Source organism: Hymenobacter coalescens (genome assembly GCF_054783195.1).
In genome coordinates, this window is record NZ_BAAGRA010000002.1 from 45,711 (window position 1) to 69,353 (window position 23,643).

General features: G+C 61.3%; 18 protein-coding genes and 1 pseudogene. 7 read left to right on the forward strand and 12 right to left on the reverse strand.

The annotated features are described in order from the left end of the window. Positions 1-55: 55 nt before the first annotated feature. Positions 56-3,271 (reverse strand): tetratricopeptide repeat protein, encoded by a 3,216-nt coding sequence (locus ACYVKQ_RS01350; RefSeq protein WP_460574829.1) that lies wholly within the window; start codon positions 3,269-3,271, stop codon positions 56-58. A 289-nt stretch (positions 3,272-3,560) separates the two neighbouring features. Here ACYVKQ_RS01350 and ACYVKQ_RS01355 point away from each other — a divergent pair, with 289 nt between their 5' ends. The 3 genes from ACYVKQ_RS01355 (at position 3,561) to ACYVKQ_RS01365 (ending at position 6,855) form a co-directional block, all read left to right on the forward strand. Next, a complete protein-coding gene (locus ACYVKQ_RS01355; protein WP_460574831.1) occupies positions 3,561-5,477 on the forward strand; it encodes an ORC-CDC6 family AAA ATPase in 1,917 nt (638 codons plus the stop codon). A 240-nt stretch (positions 5,478-5,717) separates the two neighbouring features. Next, the gene (locus tag ACYVKQ_RS01360; RefSeq protein WP_460574833.1) at positions 5,718-6,371 is read left to right on the forward strand and encodes a helix-turn-helix domain-containing protein; all 654 of its coding nucleotides are present in this window, start codon (positions 5,718-5,720) and stop codon (positions 6,369-6,371) included. Positions 6,372-6,435: 64 nt separating this feature from the next. After that, positions 6,436-6,855 (forward strand): hypothetical protein, encoded by a 420-nt coding sequence (locus ACYVKQ_RS01365; protein ID WP_460574835.1) that lies wholly within the window; start codon positions 6,436-6,438, stop codon positions 6,853-6,855. Between the two features lie 107 nt (positions 6,856-6,962). Here ACYVKQ_RS01365 and ACYVKQ_RS01370 read toward each other — a convergent pair whose 3' ends face one another. From ACYVKQ_RS01370 to holA, 5 genes are all read right to left on the reverse strand, one after another. Further along, positions 6,963-7,430 carry an RES family NAD+ phosphorylase gene (locus ACYVKQ_RS01370; protein ID WP_460574837.1) on the reverse strand — a complete coding sequence of 156 codons (468 nt, stop codon included), beginning with the start codon at positions 7,428-7,430 and terminating at the stop codon, positions 6,963-6,965. 16 nt (positions 7,431-7,446) lie between these two features. Continuing rightward, positions 7,447-7,911 (reverse strand): type II RES/Xre toxin-antitoxin system antitoxin, encoded by a 465-nt coding sequence (gene parS, locus ACYVKQ_RS01375; protein ID WP_460574839.1) that lies wholly within the window; start codon positions 7,909-7,911, stop codon positions 7,447-7,449. A 748-nt stretch (positions 7,912-8,659) separates the two neighbouring features. Then, positions 8,660-9,571 (reverse strand): helix-turn-helix domain-containing protein, encoded by a 912-nt coding sequence (locus ACYVKQ_RS01380; protein ID WP_460574841.1) that lies wholly within the window; start codon positions 9,569-9,571, stop codon positions 8,660-8,662. 312 nt (positions 9,572-9,883) lie between these two features. Then, on the reverse strand, positions 9,884-10,879 hold the full coding sequence (locus ACYVKQ_RS01385) for an aldo/keto reductase (RefSeq protein ID WP_460574843.1): 996 nt from the start codon (positions 10,877-10,879) through the stop codon (positions 9,884-9,886). 172 nt (positions 10,880-11,051) lie between these two features. Then, on the reverse strand, positions 11,052-12,107 hold the full coding sequence (gene holA / locus ACYVKQ_RS01390) for a DNA polymerase III subunit delta (RefSeq protein WP_460574845.1): 1,056 nt from the start codon (positions 12,105-12,107) through the stop codon (positions 11,052-11,054). Positions 12,108-12,215: 108 nt separating this feature from the next. Between holA and ACYVKQ_RS01395 the strand changes: the two genes are divergently transcribed. Then, positions 12,216-13,769 (forward strand): glycosyltransferase family 39 protein, encoded by a 1,554-nt coding sequence (locus ACYVKQ_RS01395; protein WP_460574847.1) that lies wholly within the window; start codon positions 12,216-12,218, stop codon positions 13,767-13,769. Positions 13,770-13,900: 131 nt separating this feature from the next. Then, entirely contained in the window at positions 13,901-15,199 is a 1,299-nt protein-coding gene (tyrS, locus tag ACYVKQ_RS01400) for a tyrosine--tRNA ligase (protein ID WP_460574849.1), read from the forward strand. Positions 15,200-15,407: 208 nt separating this feature from the next. On the opposite strand, the pseudogene ACYVKQ_RS01405 reads toward tyrS, so the two are convergent. After that, positions 15,408-15,581: pseudogene (locus ACYVKQ_RS01405) on the reverse strand (histone H1); the annotation flags it as partial. Between the two features lie 251 nt (positions 15,582-15,832). Beyond that, positions 15,833-17,071 carry an aminotransferase class I/II-fold pyridoxal phosphate-dependent enzyme gene (locus tag ACYVKQ_RS01410; protein WP_460574851.1) on the reverse strand — a complete coding sequence of 413 codons (1,239 nt, stop codon included), beginning with the start codon at positions 17,069-17,071 and terminating at the stop codon, positions 15,833-15,835. 333 nt (positions 17,072-17,404) lie between these two features. Here ACYVKQ_RS01410 and accC point away from each other — a divergent pair, with 333 nt between their 5' ends. Together accC and ACYVKQ_RS01420 are read left to right on the forward strand one after the other, a co-directional pair. Beyond that, positions 17,405-18,919, forward strand: a complete 1,515-nt coding sequence (gene accC, locus ACYVKQ_RS01415; RefSeq protein ID WP_460574853.1) for an acetyl-CoA carboxylase biotin carboxylase subunit — start codon at positions 17,405-17,407, stop codon at positions 18,917-18,919. Between the two features lie 219 nt (positions 18,920-19,138). Beyond that, positions 19,139-19,375 (forward strand): hypothetical protein, encoded by a 237-nt coding sequence (locus tag ACYVKQ_RS01420; RefSeq protein ID WP_460574855.1) that lies wholly within the window; start codon positions 19,139-19,141, stop codon positions 19,373-19,375. A 31-nt stretch (positions 19,376-19,406) separates the two neighbouring features. Here the strand turns inward: ACYVKQ_RS01420 and bshB1 are convergent, their stop codons facing one another. The 4 genes from bshB1 to ACYVKQ_RS01440 all read right to left on the reverse strand — a co-directional run bounded on the left by bshB1 (position 19,407) and on the right by ACYVKQ_RS01440 (position 23,516). Beyond that, positions 19,407-20,126 (reverse strand): bacillithiol biosynthesis deacetylase BshB1, encoded by a 720-nt coding sequence (bshB1, locus tag ACYVKQ_RS01425; RefSeq protein WP_460574857.1) that lies wholly within the window; start codon positions 20,124-20,126, stop codon positions 19,407-19,409. A gap of 84 nt (positions 20,127-20,210) precedes the next feature. Further along, a complete protein-coding gene (locus ACYVKQ_RS01430; protein WP_460574859.1) occupies positions 20,211-21,326 on the reverse strand; it encodes a peptidoglycan DD-metalloendopeptidase family protein in 1,116 nt (371 codons plus the stop codon). Between the two features lie 166 nt (positions 21,327-21,492). Continuing rightward, positions 21,493-22,440, reverse strand: coding sequence for an NAD(P)/FAD-dependent oxidoreductase (trxB, locus tag ACYVKQ_RS01435; protein WP_460574861.1), 948 nt, complete (start codon positions 22,438-22,440; stop codon positions 21,493-21,495). 212 nt (positions 22,441-22,652) lie between these two features. Further along, positions 22,653-23,516 carry a sigma-70 family RNA polymerase sigma factor gene (locus ACYVKQ_RS01440; protein ID WP_044513580.1) on the reverse strand — a complete coding sequence of 288 codons (864 nt, stop codon included), beginning with the start codon at positions 23,514-23,516 and terminating at the stop codon, positions 22,653-22,655. Positions 23,517-23,643 lie beyond the last annotated feature (127 nt).

Consider the following 23,643-nt stretch of genomic DNA (forward strand, 5'->3'; position numbering starts at 1 on the left):
GGCCTACTCAGCCCGCTCAAGTTCAACTGGTTATTTTTTCAAAAACTCCGCGCGTTTATTCCTCGTCCGCAGCGGGCTGATCCTGTTCCGGCGCGGCCGTGTCGGTGCCGGTGGTGTCGGCCGGCGGCTGCAGCGACTGGCGCGCGGCCTTGCCCGCCGCCGGCGTTTTGGCCGGGGCCTTGGTGCCCGCGCCGGGCTTGGCCGGCGTGGCCTTGCCCTTGGCCGGGGGCGTCGGGGCCGGCGCGCCGCCGTCCAGGGCCGCCAGCTTGCGCTTGGCTTCGTCCACGATTTCCGCCACCGGGAATTTGTTGTCGATGATGGAATTCAGCGTGGCCTTGGCCTGGAAGGCTTCGCCCTGGTCGCGGTAGATGTCGGAGATGAGCAGGAAGGCCCGGCCTAGCCAGAGGTCGAACTGGTTGAAGTCGGAGTTCAGGCGGAAGGCCGCGTCGAGGGCCGGTTCGTACTTTTTCTGCTGGTAGAGCACGTCGGCCAACAGGTACTGGGCCTCGGCCCCGTTCACGTCCACGGTTTTGGCCGACTCGGTCAGCGCCGGCACGGCCGCGTCGAGGTTGCCGGCTTTGTAGTCGGCCTTGCCTACGTACAGGCGGGCGGTGCTCAGGATGGTCGGCGTGGCGCTGCCCTCGGTTAGCACTTCCCCGGCCACGCGCTTGGCGCTGGCGTAGTCGGCGGCTTCGTAGTAGCTGCGCAGCAGGCCGAGGCCGGCGGTGGCCCGCTCGCGGGCTACGCGCGTGGTCTGGCGCAGCCGCTCGTAGTACTTGACGGCCTCGGGGTAGTTCTTGTTTTCGAACTCCAGCTCGGCCACGCGGCCCACGGCGCGGTTCACGTACTCGCTCTTGTTTTCCTCCACCACGGCGCGCAGGCGCGGCAGCGCGTCCTGCTTGCGGCCGGTCTTCAGGTAGGCATCGGCCAGGAAGAAGCGCGCGTCGGCGGCCAGGGTGCTGGTGCTGTACTGCTTCAGGTAGCCCTCCAGGCGCGGAATGGCCTGCGGGTACTTCTCGGCCAGGTACAAGGACTTGGCGGCCTCAAACTCCACGCTCTCCACCGATTTGTCGTCGGGGTTGGTGGCCTTGTACTGGGCCAGGTACTGGTCGAACTCCTCGGGCTTGCCGGCGGCCGCGAGGCTTTCCTGCAGGGCCGCAATGGCGTTGGTGGCCGACTTGGTACGCGGAAACTGCTGGAGCACCTGCTTGAAGTCGGCGGCGGCCTTGTCGTGCTGCTGCAGGTTCTGGTACGAGGTGCCGCGCTTCACCAGGGCCGAGGCCACCAGCGGGGAGTTGGGGCGGTTGCTGATCAGCCGCGAGAAGCCTTCGATGGCCGGCTGGAAGTTGCCGCTCTCGTAGTCCAGGTTGGCCTGCTGGTACACCGCGTCGTCGGCGTAGCGCGAGTTGGGCGAGGTGCGCAGCAGGGTCTGCAGGGTTTTGGCGGCCTCGTCGCGGCGGCCCATCAGGCCCAGCGTCACGCTTTTCTGGTAGTAGGCAAAGTCCTTGTCGGCCGCGTTGGCCTGAATGACCTTGTCGTAGAGCTCCAGGGCCTGCGCGTAGTTTTTGTTGATGTAGTACGTGTCGGCCAGGCGCAGCGTCACGTCGTAGTAGTTCGGGTCGGAGGCGGGCTTGGCCACCGGGTCGGCCAGGTACTGCTGGAAGTAGGGCCGCGCCTGGTCGTACTTCTTGGTGTTGTAGTACGCGTAGCCGAGGCCGTAGCGGGCCTTCTGGTCGTAGTCCGTGTCGGCGGCGGCCCCGTCGCGGGCGGTGCGCAGCGCGGCGGTGTAGCTACTGATGGCCTTGGGGTACTCCTGCCCGATGCTGTACACCTCGCCGCGCAGCACCTCGGCGCCGGCGCGCAGCGCGTCGTCCTGCGGGTACTTCAGGCTCTTGTCGAGCAGCGGCAGCGCCTGCTGGTACTGCCCGTTGTTGTAGAGGTTGGCGGCCTGGTAGTAGGCCACGCGCTGGTAGGTGGCGTTCAGCTTGGGCGTGCGCTCGTCGAGGCCCTCCAGGTAGCGCAGGGCGCGGGGGTAGTCGCTGGTGCTCAGGTAGGCGTCGGCGAGCAGGTCGTCGGCGGCCGCCCGGTTTTTGGAGCGCGGGTACTTCTTGCCGAACTCCTCCAGGGCCGTGATGGCGTCGGGGGTGTTGCCCAGCTCGTAGCTGACCTGCGCGTACTTCAGGGCCGCGTTTTCGGCCACCTGCCGGTCGAAGGTGAGCTTGCGGGCGGCGTCGAAGGAGTTCAGCGCGAGCTGCTTGGAATTGGTTTGCAGGTAGCTCAGCCCGAGGTGGTAGGCCGCGTTCTGGCCCAGAGAGTCGCGGCCGGCGGCCACGGCCTTCAGCGGCCCGATGGCGCCCTTGAAGTCGCCCTGCTTGAAGTTGGCGTAGCCGATTTTGTAGCTCACCATCGGCTCGATCTTCTTGCGGCCGGCGGCGTACTTGTCGAAGTACTGCGCCGCCTTGGCCCAGTCCTCCTTCTGGTAGAACGCGTCGCCGACCAGCAGCTGAATCTCGTCGGCCGACTGCGGCGTCGGGGTCTGGGCCAGCGCCTTGGTGCCGTAGTCGATCAGCCCGTCGTAGTTGCCTTCCTTGTAGTAGATCTGGCTCATGATGGCCGGCACCACGGGGCGGTAGGCGTCGTTCTGCTCGGCCGTGGCCAGGTCGGCGCGGGCGGCCTGGAAGTCGCCCTGGCGGTAGGCCAGGTAGCCGGCGTAGTAGCTGCTGGCGTAGCGGTACTGGTGGTTGCCCTGCTTGTTGCGGTCGAAGATGAGCTTGGCCTTGTCGTACTCCTTCAGGGCGAAGTGGCTGTAGGCCTGCTTGAACTCGGCCTCGGCGCGCTGCTCGGCCGTGAGGTTGTCGGCCCCCACGCGCGTGAGGTAGCTGACGGCCTTTTTGTAGTCCTTCTTGTCGAAGTAGAACTTGCCCAGCTCCAGGTAGGCCGAGGCGGCCTTGGGGTGCGCGGGGTTGTTTTCGGCGAAGGCCAGGATGCGCCCCTCCGAATCGGGGTGAAACAGGTACAGGCCGCTGACGGCGAAGTAGTACTCGGCGTCGGCGGTCCGGTCGCGCAGGTCGCCGGTGCGGCGGGGCGTGGCGTCGAGGTAGAGCTGGAAAGCGGTTTGGGCCGCGCCGTACTGGCCGCGGTCAAACAGCTCCAGGCCCTCGAAGTAGTAGCGTTCCTCGTTGGTGAATTTCTGGGTGTGCTGGGCGTGCAGGGCCAGCGGCGTCGCGGCGCTGAGCGAGGCCGCCAGCGCCAGGCGGGGCAGGTACTTCATTGGCGGAGCGTTGCGGGGGAATCCGGCCCTGGGTGGGGCCGATCTGGTCAAAAGTAGGGAAAAATGCCCGCGGGTTGCGGGCTTTTGGCTGCTTTCAACGTGGATTGGGGGAAATGGGGTATGTGGGTACCTGCTGCTGGCGCGAGTTTAGTGCCACGTAGCTCTTTAGAACTAACTTCTGCTCTTCATCTCTCTGGCGCTCTGAGCCATTAGTATAAATTACACTCCCCGAATTGCATATTCGTATACTTTCAATACTTTGCACGCATAAATTCAACCATGCAGAAATATGGACAGCAAGCAAATTCAAAAACTAGGCAACGCCTTTGACTCTATTCTTAGAGCCGACTACATTACATTAGACAAAATTAATGAACTGGATAAGCTAGAAAAGTACTTCATAGATTATTTTGGAATACTACAGAGCATGTTGCAGAAACAGGATAATTTTATTTCTGGTAGGCGCGGCACAGGAAAGACAACAAATCTATTACGAGGGTATTATGAGTGCCTAAAAACTATATCACCTAAATTCAATGATAGAATCCGTTTATTAGATTCAAAGGTTTTACCCATATACATCGACTTAAGCACAAGCACTGAGCTACTCGGAAATGAAAGCAATTCATCTTTGATTGAGGTGCATTTTATCCGACAGATAATAAGCTCACTTAAGAAACAATTAAAATTAATGTTTGACGACAAATTTCTTTCATATTTTATTAATAATAACCCTGCCCTCGATGACCTTGAATACATTGAAAAAGTATTAGTAGAAGGCATTGCCCTGTACAACCAGAGACAAGTCATAGGCACGGACAAAATAAAAAGTAATGAAATTGGTGAAGCATCCGCTAAAATTGGGAAAGATCCTGAATTAAACATAAAACTCTCTGACTCTACTGAAAAAGAAAAGACAACCAGCATTAATCAAGTAAGAGGATTGAGCGCAGCAGAGTTTTTAGATAAAATAAGTGAAATAAAAAAGAAAGCTGGCCTCGATAGCATCTATGTTTTCATTGACGAATATTCCGACCTAAACAATGAATCACAGAAGAAGTTTTCTTTGTTATTGAAAACGCTATTAGGCTCAAGAATAGGGATGTATTTCAAAGTTGGCGTCATTACTGACCGATATGATTTTGGCGACAAGATAATAGTTGGACGAGACATTTTTCCAATCCCCTTGGATTTTCACGACTATGTCGAGAGGTATGGTGGCGCTATTGCTGCCATGACTAGGATGCAAGAATTCGTTGAAAAACTAATTATTAAGAGGATAGAAATTTTCTGTCCTGAGCTAAAATACACCGACATTTTCAAGGTAAATAAAGAGCAATTATTTTATAGAATAAGCAGAGAAACTCTCGGCGTATCTAGAACCATAGGCATCACATTACAAAATGCACTGATGCAAGCACAGTCTAGCGAGGGTGACAAAAGAATTGGTTTATCTGAAATAAACTATGGAATAACCAGCGCAAGAAAAACATATCAAAAGCAATTCCAGGGCGGCATCCGAAGAAAACTACTTCCAGGCTTTTATATGGACATGTGGAATGACATATTAAAAAAAGCAATTTCTGAAAAAAATAAATCACCTGAAAGAGCAGCAAGTCATATCTTATTAGATCCAATAAGAAAGGAATATCTGAATGTTTTAAGCGAAAACTTTTTAGTTCATTTTATATCAGAAAATGTTTCATCAAAGCATGGGGGTAACTATAATTTATATGCAATTGACTACGACGTATGTATTGAGTATAACATAAAATACGCAGACAAAAAAGACGATTATACTCAGATCAGGTTCGTATATGACTCTATACTATCAAAATACGACCCTTATTTTACAGACAATAGATCAAAAAGTTATAAATGCCCTAAATGTCAGAAAATTTATAACGAAGACGATGTTTTGAAATCCAAAGTAAAAAGATGCTTTGATGACGATGAAAAGCTAGAAGAAATCATTCATTCCGACTCACCAAAAACAGAAGGCAACTATGCTGAAGTAGAAATAAAAATTCTTGGCCTTATTTCCCAACTCCCCATTGAAGAAGCTATGACAGCAAGAGAAGTTGCAGACGCGGTTGGTTGTACTATTCAAAAAGTTTCAATATGGGGCACTAGAGTTTTGGAAAAAAAGGGCCATATAAAGATTTACAAAAAGGGGAACAAGAGTTATTATTACTCTAACGAATAGGAGTAAGTAGATAATCAGCTTTGAGTGTCTTCATAAAAGATTCCGGCGCAGAGCTACAATATTCAATTAGCTTGTTCATCTGACTACCTAGCCGCCCCGGTCACTCGGGGCGGCTGGTTACTTTCTGGGGGACTCGCATTCACTATGTGATATTTTTATTGACTTTACAGGAAATTACCACACACTTACCCATTGTTTATGTGGTAATCTTTCATAGAATCATAAAAAATACCACATCCTATGCCGCGCCGCTCTCCGTCTACTCTCTCGTTGCTGGCTCGGGTTCGGGTGTGGTTTGGGCTTACCCAAACCGATCTGGCCCTTTATCTGGGCGTGAGCCAATCCTTGCTCCAAGCCATTGAAACCGGACAGCGGGGGCTCTCCTACGCCGTGAGCGTGGCGCTAGGGCCGCTGCTGCACCAGCTGCCCCCGCCCGCGGTGGTGGCCGCCGCCCCCGACCCGGCCGCGCCCCTGCCGCCCGCCACGCCCCTGCCCGACGCGGCCGACCTGGACCTGCGGCGCCGCCAGTGCTTGCACCGAGCGGCCCGCCTGCTGCGCGAGGCCGAGGCCCTGGCTACCCGCGCCCGCATGGCGGCCCGCTGGGCCGAGGCCCTGCCCGCCCTGCTCCCACCCGCACCCGGCACGGCCCTGCCCGACACCCCGGCCGGGCAGGCGCTGGCCGCCGCCCTGGCCCAGGCCGCCGATCCCACCGACCCGGCCCGCGCCCGGGACCACGCCCGCTGGCTGCGCGGCTGGCTCACGCACCGCGCCCGCCCCCTGTCGGCCCAGGAGGTCGCGCGCTACCACCGGCTGCGCGCTCAGGTGGCCGGGCTGCAGGCCGAGGCCCAGGCGCTGGCCGCGGCGCTGCCTCCAACGGTCTTGGAAATGTCATAGCGGCTCCGCTATCTTGGCCGCCGTAGTGTGCTGTTGTTTTTTCACTTTTATTCTCTTCTCTACCATGACTCCCGATTACTCTTTGCTTACTACCCAGGCCGAGTGCGACGCCGCCCTGGAAGACGTGAACTTCGAACTGGAAACGTACACCGTCCGCGACTCTACCTTGGGTCTGGCCGGCAAGCGGGCCACCCGCAGCCAGCAAGCCGGCGCGGAGACGCTGGCCCGCAAAGACGCTGAAATCCTCCGGGCCCGGGGCGAAGCGGCCATAGCCGGCCTCTCGGCCCAGGAGCAGCAGGACGCCGACGATAAGGTGGAGCTGCTGCAGGCCCAACGCAAGAAAATCATGCGCGACAACCGCGCCAGCGCCGGCACCGACCGGTTCCTCGCTGTCCTCGACGCCGTGCAGGTGCAGGGCCAGGTGGATATCCTGACGGCCGCGCGCGACGGCATCACCGCCCACCGCGCCACGCTTACCGCTTAGCCACGCGTACCCCGCAGCCACTACGCAAACACGCCCTCCTGGCCACGCGGCCGGGAGGGCGTGTTGGTGCTTACAGGGGCCGCCGCGCGCCGGTGCCCCACCGGCCCTTACGCCGCGCCCGCGTCGGCGGCCTTGATGCGGGCGTCGAAGCTGAACGGCTCGCGGGCCACAATCTGAATGCGTTTGAAGTCCGGGTGGCGGCTGTGCAGGATGTAGTTGCTTTCCGGCGGCACGATGGACGAGGGCACGCGCAGCACGGCCGCGCGGCGGGCCTCGTACCACTGGCTGCCCAGGGGCTGGCACAGGGCGTAGCGGCTGGCCTTGGCCCAGTCCGGGGGCAGGTCGGCCAGGCGGATTTCCTCCACCAGCAGGTCGTCGGGCACGTCGATGACGAGCACGCGAAACTGGTCGTGGAGGCCCTCCCCGCTGCGGTGCACCACGTTTTCGAGGCAGGCCAGGGCGCGGCTGCTGGCAGTGTAGATGACGAACTGGTCCTTGTAGTTCCAGCGCGCCCGGTAGCCGGAGGCAAACAGGTCGTCGGCGTACCGGGCCAGGCAGATGCGGTATACGAGCATAAGGCGCGGCGGCGGGTTACGACAGGTCGCCGTGGGCAATGCGCTGCAGCTCCTCGGCCACCAGGTCGATGCCACCGGAGGTTTCGAGCAGGCGCAGGGGCACTTCCTGGTCGAGGCCGTGGGCGGGCTTGTCGAGCCAGCGCAGAAAGGCGGCCGCTTCGCCGAATACCTCCACCCCGAGGGTGTAGAGGGCAATGATCTTGAGCGTCTTTTCGCTGCTGGCGGCGCTCAGCGGGCGGTTTTCCTGTGAGTAGCTGCGCAGCGTCTTGGTCGACAGCTCGTAGATGGCCTCCAGCTCGTTGGGCTGCAGCTGGTAGGCCTGGGCTACCTCAAAGGCCGTGGCGGCGGGCACGCCCTTGCGGGCTTCGAGCACCAGGGCGAACGAGTCCTTGCCGGTGCGGCCCCAGGCCGCCCACTTCTTGCGCAGCGCCACGGGCAGGGCCGTGGTCGAGTCTTTGGGTTTGGTGCTGGTGGTAGCCATACAAGTGCATATTGCAGCCGAAACTTAGGGAAATTTTTCCTTGTAACGCAGAAATTTTTCTTTTGGGTTCCATTCGACCGACGAAGCTAAAGCCCGGCTTGTCTGAACTGGCCTACAATAGCCGCTGAAATATCAGTGCTTGCATCAGGGGTCGTCCAGGCAGCCGGCAGCTCAAAGTCCGTTGCGGGATACAATTGCGGCGACATGGGCGTAGTCGCTCCGTCGTACATCTGCTCAATCATCTGCACGACTTCTTGCAGGGCATCATTAGAACATACGTTGGAAACAACGACGCCACAGGCCCGGTCTGGTATGGCTACATGATACCCTTCAGGAAACAACTGGCTTAGCTCGTAGGACAGGAGTACTTTGCTGGAACTGATGGTATCCTCATCGTTTACAAAAGCGACCCACGCAATCTTACCGTCTGCATCGCGCTGGTGATAACGCTAAGTATTTTGTCTGTCGAACGTTATCGAGGGCCCGGCGCTGCCACTCATTGCCTGAGTTTTCCAACTCATTCGACTCATCCCGGTCCAGATAAACCATAGCCTCGCCGTAATCCACCCAAGTTAAGATGAACTCCTGGTTGGGCAGGGCTACATGCGGTAAGTCCCAGCTTCCGCTTTCGATGTATTCCCGCGGTACGATAAGCGGATGCAGACGAGCTATGTCTAGCATATTCAATTACTACCTGAGGTGATAGACCCGCCAAAATGCGGATAAAACCGCACTTGCCGGCGGGCTACTACGCCGAAACCCGAAACGCGGCCGGGGTCAGGCCGGTCTTGCTCTTGAACAGCCGGCTGAAGTACTGCGGGTACTCGAAGCCGAGCTGAAAGGCGGTTTCGTTGACCGTCAGCGAGGTACTCAGCAGCAGGTGCTTGGCTTTGTCGATGAGGGCGTGGTGCAGGTGCTGCTGGGTGGTCTGGCCGGTGAGGGTGCGCAGCAGGTCGCTCAGGTAGGCCGGCGACACGTGCAGCGCGTCGGCGAAGTGCTGCACGGTGGGCAGCGGCTGCGGCCCCTCCCGGGCAAAATATTCCGTGAGCAGTTGCTCGAAGCGGCTGAGCAAATCGTGCTGGGCGGCCCCGCGGGTGAGAAACTGCCGGTGGTAGAAGCGGTTGGCGTAGTTCAGCAGCACTTCCAGCTGGGCCACCAGCACGTCCTGGCTGAAGGCGTCGATGGGCTGCTCGTACTCGCGCCGGATGCCCAGCAGCAGGCCGTTGAGCAGGTCTTCCTCCCGCGCCGAGAGGTGCAGCGCCTCGTTGGACTGGTAGGAAAAGTACCCGTAGCCGGCCAGCTTCCGGCCCAGCGGGTACTTCCGCAGCAAATCGGGGTGAAACACCAGCATCCAGCCCTCCAGCGCGGAAACGTCCAAGTCGGGGTCGGCGGCGAAAACCTGGCCCGGCCCGACGAAGAACAGCACCCCTTCGCGGAAGTCGTAGGACTGCCGGCCGTAGATGATGGTGCCCTTCAGGCCGCGCTTCAGCGCCACGGTGTACAGCTGCTGCACTACCGGCGTGGTCACCGGCGGCAGGCAGCGGGCCTGCGCCAGGTCGATGACGGTGAGCAGGGGGTGCGCCGGTGCGGGCAGCCCGTAGAAGCGGGTATAGTCCGTCACGGTGCTCAGCACGCGAAATTCTTTGGCGGCGGGTTTCATGATTATTCCTTTGGGACTATTAGTACGCGTTGACCGTCATGTCGAGCTGGGCGAGACATCTCGCGTGTTGACGTTGAACGTTCGGAAAAGAACGGTACAAAAAGAACGTCCTGCTGAGCGCAGTCGAAGCATCTCTACCGCTGAGGTCGGATAGTAATTTCTATCTGGCGAAGCGGTAGAGATGCTTCGACTGCGCTCAGCAGGACGACCTATTTTAGTCGTTCAACGAAGCACGCGAGATGTCTCGCCCAGCTCGACATGACGTTCTGGTTACGCCTCTGCATCAAGCGCTGGATTGCCTGGCATAGCAACTTACATCCCGGTGGGGTAAGCGGCGCCGGCGGCGCTGCCCACCGGCATGATGGCGTCGAGTTCGGCCAGCTCCTGCGCCGACAGGGCAAGGCTGGCGGCGGCCACGTTCTGCTCCAGGTACTGGCGCCGCTTGGTGCCCGGAATGGCCACCACGCCCTGCGTCAGCACCCAGGCCAGGGCTAGCTGGGCGGTGGTGACGCTTTTCTCGGCGGCCAGGGCTTCCAGCTTCTGCACCAACTCCAGGTTCTTGTAGAAGTTTTCGCCCTGGTAGCGCGGGAAGTGGCGGCGGAAGTCGTCGGCGGCGAAATCGTCGGGCGTTTTGATGTCGCCGGTGAGGAAGCCGCGGCCCAGCGGCGCGTAGGCCACGAAGCCGATGCCCAGTTCGCGGGCCGTGGCCAGGATGCCGGCTTCCTCCACCGTGCGGTCGAACAGCGAGTATTCCGTCTGCAGGGCCGTGATGGGGTGCACGGCGTGGGCCCGGCGCAGTTCGTCGGCGGGGGCTTCGGAAAGGCCCAGGTAGCGCACCTTGCCTTCTTCCACCAGCCGGCTCATGGCGCCCACGGTTTCCTCCACCGGCACCTGCGGGTCGATGCGGTGCAGGTAGTAGAGGTCCACGTAGTCGGTGCCGAGGTTGCGCAGGCTGCGGTCGATGCAGTGGCGCAGGTACTCGGGGCGGCCGTTGAGCCGGCCGGTCCACTGCTGCCGCTCGTCGTCGACCTCGAAGCCGAACTTGGTGGCCAGCACAACCTCCGGGCGGCGGCCCGCAATGGCCCGGCCGACCAGCCGCTCGTTGAGCAGCGGGCCGTACAAATCGGCCGTGTCGAGCAGGTTCACGCCCAGCTCCAGGGCGCGGTGGATGGTGGCAATGCTTTCGGCCTCGTCGGCCGCGCCGTAGATGGCGGCGCCGTTGATGGGGCTCATGCCCATGCAGCCCAGCCCTTCGGCGGGGACTTGCAGGCCCTGGCTGCCCAGGGCTACGCGTTGGAGGGTGCTCATGCGGGGTTACGGAAAAACGGGTGAATAATCGACCCTGCAAAAATCCGCAAGCCCGCCCCCGCCCCTGCTATACAAATCGAGGCTTCTCGAACACAAAACGCCGCCGTAGATGGCGGTCCACAACTCCTGGTTCCCGCGCGGGCGCACCATGGTAGCGTCTACCGCTGCACTTCTACCCCAGCACCGCCGCCACCGGCACCTGCGGGTGCAGCACCATAAACACCAGCTCCTGCAGGATATCGGCCTCCGACATGGAGCCCGATTCCACGCCCTTGCTCTGCAGGTCGGCGCGGCGCAGCAGGCGGATGATGTCGCGGGTGCGCTGGTACGAAAACACCTTCATGGCCTGCTGGTACTCCTTCTGGGCGTACGGGTTCGTGACGCCGATTTTCTTCCAGTCGGCGGCCGAGGGGTTCGGCACGGTGTGCAGCTGCAAGAGGCGCAGAAAGAAGTTGAAGAGCAGCGTCAGGTTCGGGATGAGCGGGTTGTCCTTGGGGTTCAGCGCAAAGTGCCGGATGATGCGGTTGGCCTTGAGCACGTCGCGCATGATCAGCGCCTTCTGCAGCTCGAAGATGTTGTAGTCCTTGCTGATGCCCACCATGCGCTGCACGGTGGCCGCGTCGATGGGCTGGCCGGGCTGCAGGTTCAGCTCCATTTTCTGGATTTCGCCCAGCAGTCGGGCCAGGTCGGGGCCGATGTACTCGCTCAGCAGCTGCACCGCGTCGTCGTGGATGGGGCGCTGGCGCTGCTTCATGGTGGCCTGCAGCCACTGCGGCACCTGGTAGTCGCGCAGCTTGTCGGAGGTCAGCAGCACCGCGTGCTCGGTCATGATCTTGCCGAGCTTCTTGCGCCCGTCGAGGCACTTGTGCTTGTGGGCAAACACCAGCACGGTGCTCGGCAAGGGGTTTTTCAGGTAGGCCTCGAGCATGGTCTGCCCGGCCTCGGCCTCCAGCCCCGGCAGGTTCTGGGCCTCCTTCACGATGACGACGGTGCGCTCGGCCATCATGGGAAAACGCCGGGCCTGCCCGAGCACCGTCGGAATGTCGGTGTCCTTGCCGTAGAGCACCACCTGGTTGAAGCCCTTGTCGGCCTCGCTCAGCACATGCTGCTCGATGAAATCCGATACCAGGTCGATGTAGTACGGCTCCTCCCCCTGCAGAAAATACACCGGCTGAAACTGCCGCTTCTGCAGCTGTTGCATGATCTGGTCCGGGCTGAGAGCGGGCATTGGGGTACTACTAAATGAGAAAAGCGGAATATTCGCCGAACGGCAAGCTGCCAGTGGCCTTGCAAAGGTAACGCCGCCCGGTACCTTTCCCCGCACCTTTATCACCCCATGATGCCCGTTTCCGCTCCCTCACGCCCGGCCCGCCCAATACGTCTCGACGCGTGGCTGCTCGCCGTGGCCGCCGGCAAATTCCTGATGCAACTGCTGCTCTCGGGCCGCTACGGCCTGCACCGCGACGAATACCTCTACCTCGACATGGCCCACCACCTGGCTTGGGGGTACAAGGAAATTCCGCCGCTGCTGGCCCCGCTCTCGTGGCTGGCACAGGCCGTGCTCGGGCACAGCGTGGTTGGGGTAAAGTTCTTCCCCGCCCTGTTCGGCGGGCTCACGGTGCTCCTCACCGGCCTGATTGCGCGCGAGGCGGGCGGCGGACGCGGCGCGCAGGTGGCGGCGGGGCTCGGCGTAGCCCTGGCGCCGGTGTACCTGGCCATGCACGGCTTGTTCCAGCCGAACTTCCTCGACGTGTTCTTCTGGACGCTCTACGGCTGGCTCCTGGTGCGCTTCGTGCACACCCACGAGCCGCGCCTGCTGCTCGGGCTGGGCGCGGCCATCGGGCTGGGGCTGCTGGCCAAGTATACCACCGCGTTCTACGTAGCAGCCTTGGTGCTGGCCTTGCTGCTCACCCCGGCCGAGCGCCCCTGGCTGGCCACGCGCTGGTTCTGGCAGGCCGTGGGCTTGGCCGCCCTGATTTTCCTGCCCAACCTCGTTTGGCAGGCCACGCACCACTGGCCGGTGCTCGGGCACATGAACAAGCTGCAGGAAACCCAGCTCACCCACGTGTCGCCGGTCAACTTCCTGGTCGACCAGCTGCCCATGACGCTGGCCGGGACCGGCCTCTGGCTGGCGGGCCTGTGGTTTGCCTTTACCCCCCGCGGCAAAGCGTACCGCCCGCTGGCCCTGGCCTATTTCTTTGTTATCGGAATACTGCTGCTGACCCGCGGCAAAAACTACTACGCCGCGTCGGTCTATCCCCCGTTGATGGCGCTGGGCGCGGTGTTTCTCGAACGTAAAAGCCGGGTAGCCTTGGCTGGTACGCTGGGGCTGGGCGTGGCGCTGGCGTTGCCGGTTATCCCCGCCATTCTGCCCGTTTTTTCCATTGGCAGCCTCAGCCGCTACGTACAAAAACTAAGCATCCTCGAAGGCGTAACCCGCTGGGAAGACGGCCAGCAGCACGCCTTGCCGCAGGACGTGGCCGACATGCACGGCTGGAACGAGTACGCCCCGCTGGTGCAGCAGGCCCTGGCCAAGCTGCCGCCCGCCGAGCGCGCCCACTGCATCGTGTACGCCGACAACTACGGGCAGGCAGGCGCCGTGAACTGGTACGGCCCGGCCCTCGGGGTACCCCGCTGCTACTCGCTCAACGGCTCCAATTCGTATTGGATGCCCCAGCCCGATACAATCAGCGCCATCGTGTACGCCAACGAAGGCGGCCCCGACGATAACCTGCCCCGGATGTTCCGGCAAAGCGAAATCGTGGGTCGTGTCCGGAATCCGTACGCCCGTGTTCGAGGCGGCGAAGTCATCCTGTACCGCCACCCCAAGCCGGAGTTCCTGGGATTTGTGCGCACCCGCATCAAGGAAGCCCAGGAAGGCTTCGAATAAACGACTTGCGGCGACAGCGACCCGGCCGCTTACCTTTGCCCCAGATAGTAGTTGGCAGTTGGCCGTTGCGAGTTGGCCGTTTGTTCTGCTCCTGCGGCCCTGCCAACTGCCAACCAACAACTGCCAACTAAATGACCCTTATCGACGAACTGCGCTGGCGCGGCATGTTTCACGACATGATGCCCGGCACCGACGAGCAGCTGCAGAACCACGCGCCCGTCTCCGGCTACATCGGCTTCGACCCGACGGCCCCCTCGCTGCACATCGGCAACCTGGCCACCATCATGCTGCTGGTGCACCTGCAGCGCGCCGGCCACCGCCCCGTGGCCCTGGTGGGCGGCGCCACCGGCATGATCGGCGACCCGTCGGGCAAGTCCGCCGAGCGCAACCTGCTCGACGAGGACGCGCTGCGTCGCAACCAGGCCGGCATCCGGGCCCAGCTGGAGAAGTTCCTGGACTTCTCGGAAGGCCCGACCGGCGCGCTGGTCGTCAACAATTACGACTGGTTCAAGGACTTTGGCTTCCTGCAGTTTCTGCGCGAGGTAGGCAAGCACTTGACGGTGAATTACATGATGGCCAAGGACTCGGTGAAGCGCCGCATCAGCGGCAACGAGGACTCCGGCGCCGAGGGCCTGAGCTACACCGAGTTCAGCTACCAGCTGCTGCAGGGCTACGACTTCTACCACCTCTACAAAGAGCTGGGCGTGACGCTGCAGATGGGCGCCTCGGACCAGTGGGGCAACATCACCACCGGCACCGAGCTGATCCGCCGCATGACCGGCGGCGAAGGCAAAGCCTACGCCATGACCGGCCAGCTCATCACCAAGGCCGACGGCACCAAGTACGGCAAGTCGGAGACGGGCACCGTGTGGCTTGACCCGACGATGACCTCGCCCTACCAGTTCTACCAGTTCTTCCTGAACGCCGCCGACGCCGAAGTGCCGCGCCTGATCCGCGTGTTCACGCTGCTCCCCCAGGCCGACATCGAAGCCCTAGAAGCCGAGCACGCCCAGGCCCCGCACCTGCGCACCCTGCAGAAGGCTCTGGCCAAGGACGTGACCATCCGCGTGCACGGCCAGGCGGCCTACGAAGCGGCCCTGGCGGCTTCGCAGGTCTTGTTCGGCGGCGGCGACCTGGCCTCGCTCGACGAAGCCAACCTGCTCGACGTCTTCGCCGGCGTGCCGCTGGTGGAGGTGCCCCGCGCGGCCCTGGCCGAGCACGGCGTCATCGGCCTGCTGAGCGAAGCGACCGGCAGCACCATCTTCCCGAGCAAGGGCGAAGCCCGCAAGATGATTCAGGGCGGCGGCGTGAGCCTGAACCGCGAAAAAGTCACCGCGGAGCAACAGGCCACCGACGTGCCGCTGTTGCTCGATCGGTACATCGTGGCGCAGAAGGGCAAGAAAAACTACTACCTGATCAAGCTGACCTAGCCAGGTAGGTCGACCGCAACACAAAAAGGGCGTCTGGTTTGCACCAGACGCCCTTTTTTGTAGGGTAAGCAGAGCGGCCTGACCGGGCCGCCCGGCATTACTTCTTCTTCGCCGGAGCAGCTTTCTTGGCAGCGCCAGCAGCCGGAGCAGCTTTCTTAGCGGCAGCGGGCTTCGCAGCGCCGTTCGAACCACCAGCAGCACCAGCGGCGCTGTTTTTGGTGTTCTGCACTTCAGCGCGGATTTCCTGTGCCATGTTCTTCAGTTCCTGCATGCCCTTGCGCACGCGGGTGCCGGCAGCAGAGTTGCTCTTGTCGTAGAACTTCTCGAAGTCAGCTTCCAGCGACATTACGAGGTCACGCAGCTTGCCAAAATTGTTAGCCATGAGAAAAGAGAGGGGGGTTAGTGGTGTGAAACAAGGGTTTGACCGGGCCTAATATACGAGCATTTCAAATCAAAGCTAATTTTCAACTTTTTTTTTCAACCCCCTTTCCGCGCCGTATGGGCGCTTTTCACCACCCAAAATCGGCGTTTTGCATTTTCGTCCTTGGCTAAATTCTCTGCATAAAGTACAAAAACAAAGCCACCCGCTGCGTTAGCAACGGGCGGCTGAGCTTACAGGCCAAAAAGGGGTTTCTAGGCCGTAGCGGGCTGTTTGGAGTACAGGCCCTTGTCCAGCTTGGCGGCAATGGCCTCGAAGGCGGCAATGGTCTGGTTCACGTCTTCCAGCGTGTGCACGGCCGTCGGGATGAGGCGCAGCATAATCACGCCTTTCGGCACCACCGGGTACACCACGATGGAGCAGAAAATGCCGTAATTCTCACGCAAATCGAAGGTTAGGGCCGTGGCGTCCGGAATTTCGCCGTTCAGCAGCACCGGCGTTACCGGGGTGGTGGTGGTGCCGATGTTGAAGCCTTTCTCGCGCAGGCCGCTCTGCAGCGCCCGCACGATGGTCCAGAGGTTTTCCTTCAGCTCGGGCTGGGTGCGCAGCAGCTCCAGGCGCTTGAGCGCGCCCACCACCAGCGGCATGGGCAGCGATTTGGCGAAGATCTGGCTGCGCATGTTGTAGCGCAAATATTCAATTACCGGCTCGGGCCCTCCGACGAAGGCACCGATGCTAGCCATGGACTTGGCAAACGTCGAAAAATAAAGGTCGATGCCATCCTGCACGCCCTGTTCCTCGCCTGTACCGGCGCCCGTAGCGCCCATCGTGCCGAAGCCGTGCGCGTCGTCAACGAAGAGGCGAAAGTTGAATTTCTCCTTCAGCGCGACGACGTCCCGCAGGTTGCCCTGGTTGCCCGACATGCCGAAAGCGCCCTCGGTAATCACCAGGATGCCGCCGCCCGTCTCGTCAACGATGCGCTTGGCGGCTTGCAGTTGCTTTTCGAGGCTCTCCATGTCGTTGTGCCGGAACACGAAGCGCTTGCCAGCGTGCAGGCGTACCCCGTCGATGATGCAGGCGTGCGACTCGGCGTCGTACACAATCACGTCGTGGCGCGACACCAGCGCGTCGATGATGCTGACCACGCCCTGGTAGCCAAAGTTCAGCAGCAGCACGTCGTCCTTCTTGATGAAGTCGGCCAGCTCGTTTTCCAGCTGCTCGTGGTAATTGGAGTTGCCGCTCATGATGCGGGCGCCCATGGGCAGGGCCATGCCAAACTCGGCAGCGGCCTCGGCGTCGGCCTTGCGCACCTCGGGGTGGTTGGCCAGGCCGAGGTAGTTATTGAGGCTCCAGGTCAGGACTTCCTTGCCCCGGAAAATCATGCGCGGCTTGATTTCGCCTTCGAGCTTGGGGAAGGTGAAGTAGCCGTGGGCGTAGTGCGAGTGGCTGCCGAGCGGGCCGCGGTTGGCGGCAATTCTCTCAAAAATGTCCACGCGGGGATGCTTTTGGGTGAGTAAGCGGAAAAAACCATCGGCCCGCACCGCGCTGGGCACAGGCCGACTGCGGCGCAAGTTACGAAACGGCGTTCAGCCAACGCGCGTTAGGCACCGTGATATTCGGCATAACGAATAGCGCCCCCGTGGGGCCGCCAGCGGCCCCACGGGGGCGTGTCCAGGCCTTGTTCAGCTTCAGCCGGCGGCCGGCCTCAACTGCGGTGCGCACCGCCGCTGCCGCCCGTTCTGCCGGCGCGGGGCGCGCTACACTCGGCCCTACCTATTACTTTCGGCCTTCCAACCCTCTGCTCCCTCCCCTTGCCCCCTTCCGGCATGAAGAAAATCACCAAGCTGCTCGTCGCCAACCGCGGCGAAATTGCCCTGCGCGTGCTGCGCTCGGCCCGCGAAATGGGCCTGAAGACCGTCGCCATCTACTCCGAAGCCGACCGCAACGCCCTGCACGTGCGCTACGCCGACGAGGCCGTGTGCGTGGGCCCGCCCGCCTCCAAGGACAGCTACCTGCGCGGCGACAAAATCATTGCCGCCTGCAAGGAGCTCGGCGTCGACGCCATCCACCCCGGCTACGGCTTCCTCTCCGAAAACGCGGAGTTTGCCCGCCTCGTCAAGCAGGCCGGCATCATCTTCGTCGGTCCCTCGCCCGAGGCCATGAACATCATGGGCGACAAGCTCTCGGCCAAGCAGGCCGTGAAGGCCTACGACATCCCGCTGGTGCCCGGCACCGACGAGGCCATCAGCGACGTGGAAGAAGCCAAGCGCATTGCCCAGACGGTGGGCTTCCCCATCCTGATCAAGGCCTCGGCCGGCGGCGGCGGCAAGGGCATGCGCCTGGTGCACGCGGCCGCGGAGTTTGAGGAGCAGATGCAATTGGCCATCAACGAAGCCACCTCGGCCTTCGGCGACGGAGCGGTGTTCATCGAGAAGTTCGTGACCGGCCCGCGCCACATCGAAATTCAGGTATTAGGCGACGAGCACGGCAACATCGTGCATCTGTTCGAGCGGGAATGCTCCATTCAGCGCCGCCACCAGAAGGTGATTGAGGAAGCGCCCTCTTCGGTGCTCACGCCCGAGCTGCGCGCCGAAATGGGCCGCTGCGCCGTCGACGTGGCCCGGGCCTGCAACTACACCGGCGCCGGCACCGTGGAGTTTCTGCTGGATGACCAGCGCAACTTCTACTTCCTGGAGATGAACACCCGCCTGCAGGTGGAGCACCCCGTCACGGAAATGATTACGGGCCTCGACCTGGTGAAGGAGCAGATCAAGGTAGCCCAGGGCGAGCCGCTGAGCTTCCGCCAGGAGGACCTGAGCATCACCGGCCACGCCCTGGAGCTGCGCGTGTACGCCGAAGACCCGCAGAACAACTTCCTGCCCGACATCGGCCGCCTGCAAACCTACGTGCGCCCCCAGGGCCCCGGCGTGCGCGTCGACGACGGCTTCGAGCAGGGCATGGACATTCCCATCTACTACGACCCGATGATTGCCAAGCTGGTCACTTACGGCGCCAACCGCCAGGAAGCCATTGACCGCATGCTGCGCGCCATCGAGGAGTACCAGATTACCGGCATCGAAACCACCCTGGGCTTCGGCACCTACGTGCTGCGCCACCCTGCTTTCGTCAGCGGCGACTTCGACACGAACTTCATCAAGGACCATTTCCAGCCCAGCGTGCTGCAGCTGCAGCCCAGCCCCGAGCTGGCCCAGCTGGCCGCCGTGCTGGCCGCCAAGCTGCTCACCGAGCAGAAAGGTGGCACCGCCGCCACGAATGGTGCGGCTGCGGGCGGCGCGGCCGTGCCGGTATCGAACTGGAAGAAGAACCGGTTGGCTCGGTAGTATTCTGCTGAACTGTTGAAAACAGAAAAGCCCGGCTGGAATCAACCGGGCTTTTCTGTTTTATATTTTTTGGTTGGCTTACTTTGAGAAACGCACAACTTGAACACTATCCGTATGGGCGCTAAACACGTTTGCTTTGCTTGTTGCCAAGCTTTTAATGCCCCTTATGGAACGATAGGGCCAAAGAAGTGCCCAGCCTGTGGAGACGTTATCGTGATAATGGCACAACAATTTCGACTACCTAAAAAGCGTGAAACAGCCAAGTGGAAGGTCGCCAAGCATCTAGCAGACCACGGCTTTTATTATCAGCACATTTACGAGCATCCGTGGGGAGGCCAATACATGAAGTACCCAACCACGATGCAAGAGGCACAAGAGTTTGTCAAAACTTTCCAGCAACAAGCCAGAAACCCTGGAATGATTACGAATGTCCCAGTGGCAACACTCCATAAATAAACCAAGCAGGAGCCTACTTTAACTGTATTCCCTAAAACCACCCCGCCAAGTCCCGCACCCCAATCGGGCGCTCCACGGTGAAGCCTTCCCCGAACTCTACCCCGATAGCGTGGCCGAACTCCCGCGCCCGGCCTTCCACGAAGTGCCAGAACTCCGGTGAGGAAATGTGGGTGTGCGGCTGCCCGTCGGCGGCCACGTTGAACTGCGAGCCGTAAGCGGCCACCGAGGCGCGCTTGGTTTCCCAGTGGGCCGAAATGTCCACCACGAAGTCGGGCTTGATGTAGCGGTCCTGGATGAAATGGTACACCCGGCCGGGGCGCCAGGGGGCCTGGGGCTGCCCGTCGTGGCCTAGCGTCTCAATCATGCGCAGGCCGGCCAGGAAGCAGGCTTCGGAGGCTAGCTGCGAGCCACGGCCGTGGTCGGGGTGCCGGTCGTGCACGGCGTTGCAGAGCACGACGTCGGGCTGGTAGCGGCGCACGGCGCCGATGATGGGCAGCTGATGCTCCCGGTCGTTGCGGAAGAAGCCGTCGGGCAGGCCCAGGTTTTCGCGGATGCTGATGCCGAGGATACCGGCGGCGGCGGCCGCTTCCCGCGCCCGGGTTTCGGGCGTGCCGCGGGTACCTAGCTCCCCGCGCGTGAGGTCCACGATGCCTACTTTTTTGCCTTGCGAAATGGCCGCGGCAATGGTGCCGCCGGCGCACAGTTCCGCGTCGTCGGGGTGCGCGGCCAGGATCAGAATGTCGAGTTTCATTAGGTAGTTGTCAGTTGCCGGTTGTGAGTTGTCGGTAGAAGCCGCCGGTATGCACTGGTAACTCACAACCGCCAACTGACAACTCTATTTGATCCGTATCGTGCGACCGACGCGCAGGGTGGAGCTGCTGCTCAGACCGTTCAGGCGCCGGATCTGGGCCTGCGAGACGCCGTACTTGTCGGCAATTTCCGACAGCGTATCGCCCGAGCGGATCTTGTGCGACACGGTGCGGCGGGCGGCGGTGGGCTTGTGCTGGGCGGCGCGGGCCTGCACGGCGGCTTTCATGCGGGCGGCCTGACCGGCGTAGCTAAACAGCGCGGCCGTGATTTCCAGGTTTTCCTTGCGCAGCTGGTACTCCGGGAAGTTGTAAATCTCTTCCGGGTTGATGGGGTTGCCCTCGTAGCGCACCTCGTAGTGCAGGTGCGAGCCGGTGCTGCGGCCGGTGCTCCCGCCCTTGCCGATGAGCTGCCCGGCCTTGACGAACGTGCCGGGCTTCACGAGTTGCTTGCTCAGGTGGCCGTACACCGTCTCCAGGCCGTTGTAGTGCCGCACCACGATGTAGTTGCCGTAGCCGCCGCCGTCCCAGTTCACCACGCGCACCACGCCGTCGAAGGCCGTCTTCACGGAGTCGCCGGTATCCAGGTCCAGGTCCACGCCGTAGTGCCAGCGGTAGCCCCGAAAACGGAAGCTCGAGGTAACCGGCGTCGTGTTGAGCGGCATGCGGGCCATGCGTTGCCGCGCGGGGTCGGTCAGGCGCAGCGTAAGCGTGTCGCGGTAGTTGCGCGGGTCGCGGCGGTACGGGTTCACGTAGCGCGTGTCCCAGATGGAGTAGTAACCCGCCACCTTGATCCACGACGAATCAATCAGCACTTCCTCCGACATCTCCACGATGCTCTGCTGGCCTAGGTTCAGGGTGCTGGTATCCTCGCTGACGATGCTCAGCGGCTTGGCCGGCCGAAACACCGACTTGGCGGCTTCGGAGTTATCGTCGGGCAGCTCTTCGGTTTCGATAACGACGGCCGTGTCGGGCCGCACGTAGCGGATCTTGGGGGCCCTGATGCGGAAGAAATCCTTCGGCGTGCCGGCTTTGGCTTTGGTTTTGGGCGTGCGGCGGCCGCGCTGGGCGTGGGCCGCCTCTGGAGCCAGGCACAGCAGCAGGGCTAGCAGCCCGAGCAGCCAGAATTTGAATGCGTTTGACAAGTGCAATAGGACTGGGTGGAATCCCCGCGGGCCACGCGTGGCAGCGCAGCCCTCGGGAGCCCGCAAAGGTACGGAAGCCGAGCAAAACGGGCCGGCCCACCCCGCAGGTGAGCCGGCCCGTTGCAACGGCCAAATACAATTTCTAGTATTGGCCCGCACCGAAAACCTAGTGCACACCCAGCGCCGCCAGGTACCGCTCCGCGTCCAGCGCGGCCATGCAGCCGGTGCCGGCCGCCGTCACGGCCTGCCGGTACACGAAGTCCTGCACGTCGCCGCAGGCAAACACGCCGTCGACGTTGGTTTTGCTCGTGCCCGGAATGGTCTTCAGGTAGCCCTGCTCGTCGTGGTGCAAGTACTCGCGGAAGATAGCCGAGTTCGGTTCGTGCCCAATGGCCACGAAGAAGCCCTCGATGGCCAGCTCACGCGTCTCGTGGGTCAGGATGTTCTTCACCCGCACGGCTTCCACAGCGTGCTCCCCGAGGATTTCGTCGGTGGCCGTGTTGAACAACACCTCAATCTTGGGGTTGTCCAGCACGCGCTTCTGCATGATCTTGGAAGCGCGCATCTCCCCTTTCCGCACCAGCATGTACACCTTGTTGCAGAGGTTGGCCAGGTAGGTAGCCTCCTCAGCCGCCGTGTCGCCGGCGCCCACGATGGCCACGTCCTTGCCGCGGTAGAAGAACCCGTCGCACACGGCGCAGGCCGATACGCCCGAGCCGTTCAGCCGCGCCTCCGACTCCAGGCCCAGCCACTTAGCCGAGGCCCCGGTGGCAATAATGACGGCGTCAGCGGTCAGCGTGTGCTTTTCGTCAATGGTAACGCGGTGCGGGTGGCCCGAGAAGTCCACCGAGGTGGCAATGCCGTAGCGAATATCGGTACCGAAACGCGCCGCCTGCTTTTTCAGGTCTTCCATCATTTCCGGCCCCATGATGCCGTCGGGGTAGCCGGGGAAGTTCTCCACGTCGTTGGTAATGGTCAGCTGCCCGCCGGGCTGCAGTCCTTGGTACATAACGGGCGCCATGTTGGCGCGGGCCGCGTAAATGGCCGCGGTATAGCCGGCCGGCCCCGACCCAATGATCAGACACTTGACGTGTTCTGCGGCAGTATTCTCCATGTGTTGCAAAACGAATTCCGTAAGGAGCGGCAAAGGTAAGTCCCTCCGCGGAAGTACTAGTCAAAACTCGTACTACCCGCGTCGGAATGCGGCCGAATGACCGCATAGTACCATAGTGGCAGATGTGTCGGTAAACCGTCTGCCACTTGGTCAAACAAAAACCCCGACCATCGGGTCGGGGTTTTCGCTGCTGACGAATGTCAGGAAGGTTATTAGCCCAGGTACGGCTTCAACGCTTTGCTGCGCGAGGTGTGGCGCAGGCGGCGGATGGCCTTTTCCTTGATCTGGCGCACCCGCTCGCGGGTCAGGTTGAACTTCTCGCCGATTTCCTCCAGCGTAAGCGAATGCTCGCCGTTCAGGCCGAAGTACAGCGTAATCACGTCCGCTTCGCGCTTGGTGAGCGTGGAGAGGGCGCGCTGCACTTCCTTGCGCAGCGAGTCGTTCATCAGGCCCATGTCCGGCGACTCTTCGTCCTCGTTTTCGAGCACGTCGAGCAGGCGGTTTTCTTCGCCTTGCACAAACGGCGCGTCCACCGACACGTGGCGGCCCGAAATCTTGAGCGTGTCCACCACTTCCGAGGTGGTCAGCTCCAGTACTTCGGCAATTTCCTCGGGCGAGGGCTCCCGCTCGAACTTCTGCTCCAGCTCCGAAAACGACTTGCTGATCTTGTTCAGCGAGCCGACGCGGTTCAGGGGCAGGCGCACGATGCGCGACTGCTCGGCCAAGGCCTGCAGGATGGACTGGCGAATCCACCACACGGCGTAAGAGATGAACTTAAAGCCACGGGTTTCGTCGAAGCGCTTGGCGGCTTTGATCAGGCCGAGGTTGCCCTCGTTGATCAAATCGCCCAGCGACAGACCTTGGTTCTGGTATTGTTTGGCCACCGACACCACGAAGCGCAGGTTGGCTTTGGTGAGCTTTTCCAGCGCCTGCTGGTCGCCCTCCTTGATGCGTTGCGCCAGCGTTACCTCCTCATCGGGAGTGAGCAGATCGACCTTACCAATCTCCTGGAGGTATTTATCCAGCGACTGGCTTTCGCGGTTGGTAATCTGCTTGCTGATTTTTAACTGTCTCATTGTAGACGGGCGCGAAGGGTAAAAAGGTGCAGGTTGGTCTTGGAGAGGATTTTCCGGCGGGAACCTCGGTCAGAAGGGCCTAACAGCACCTCCTGACCGAAAGTTCGCACCGTCGTAATACGACTGC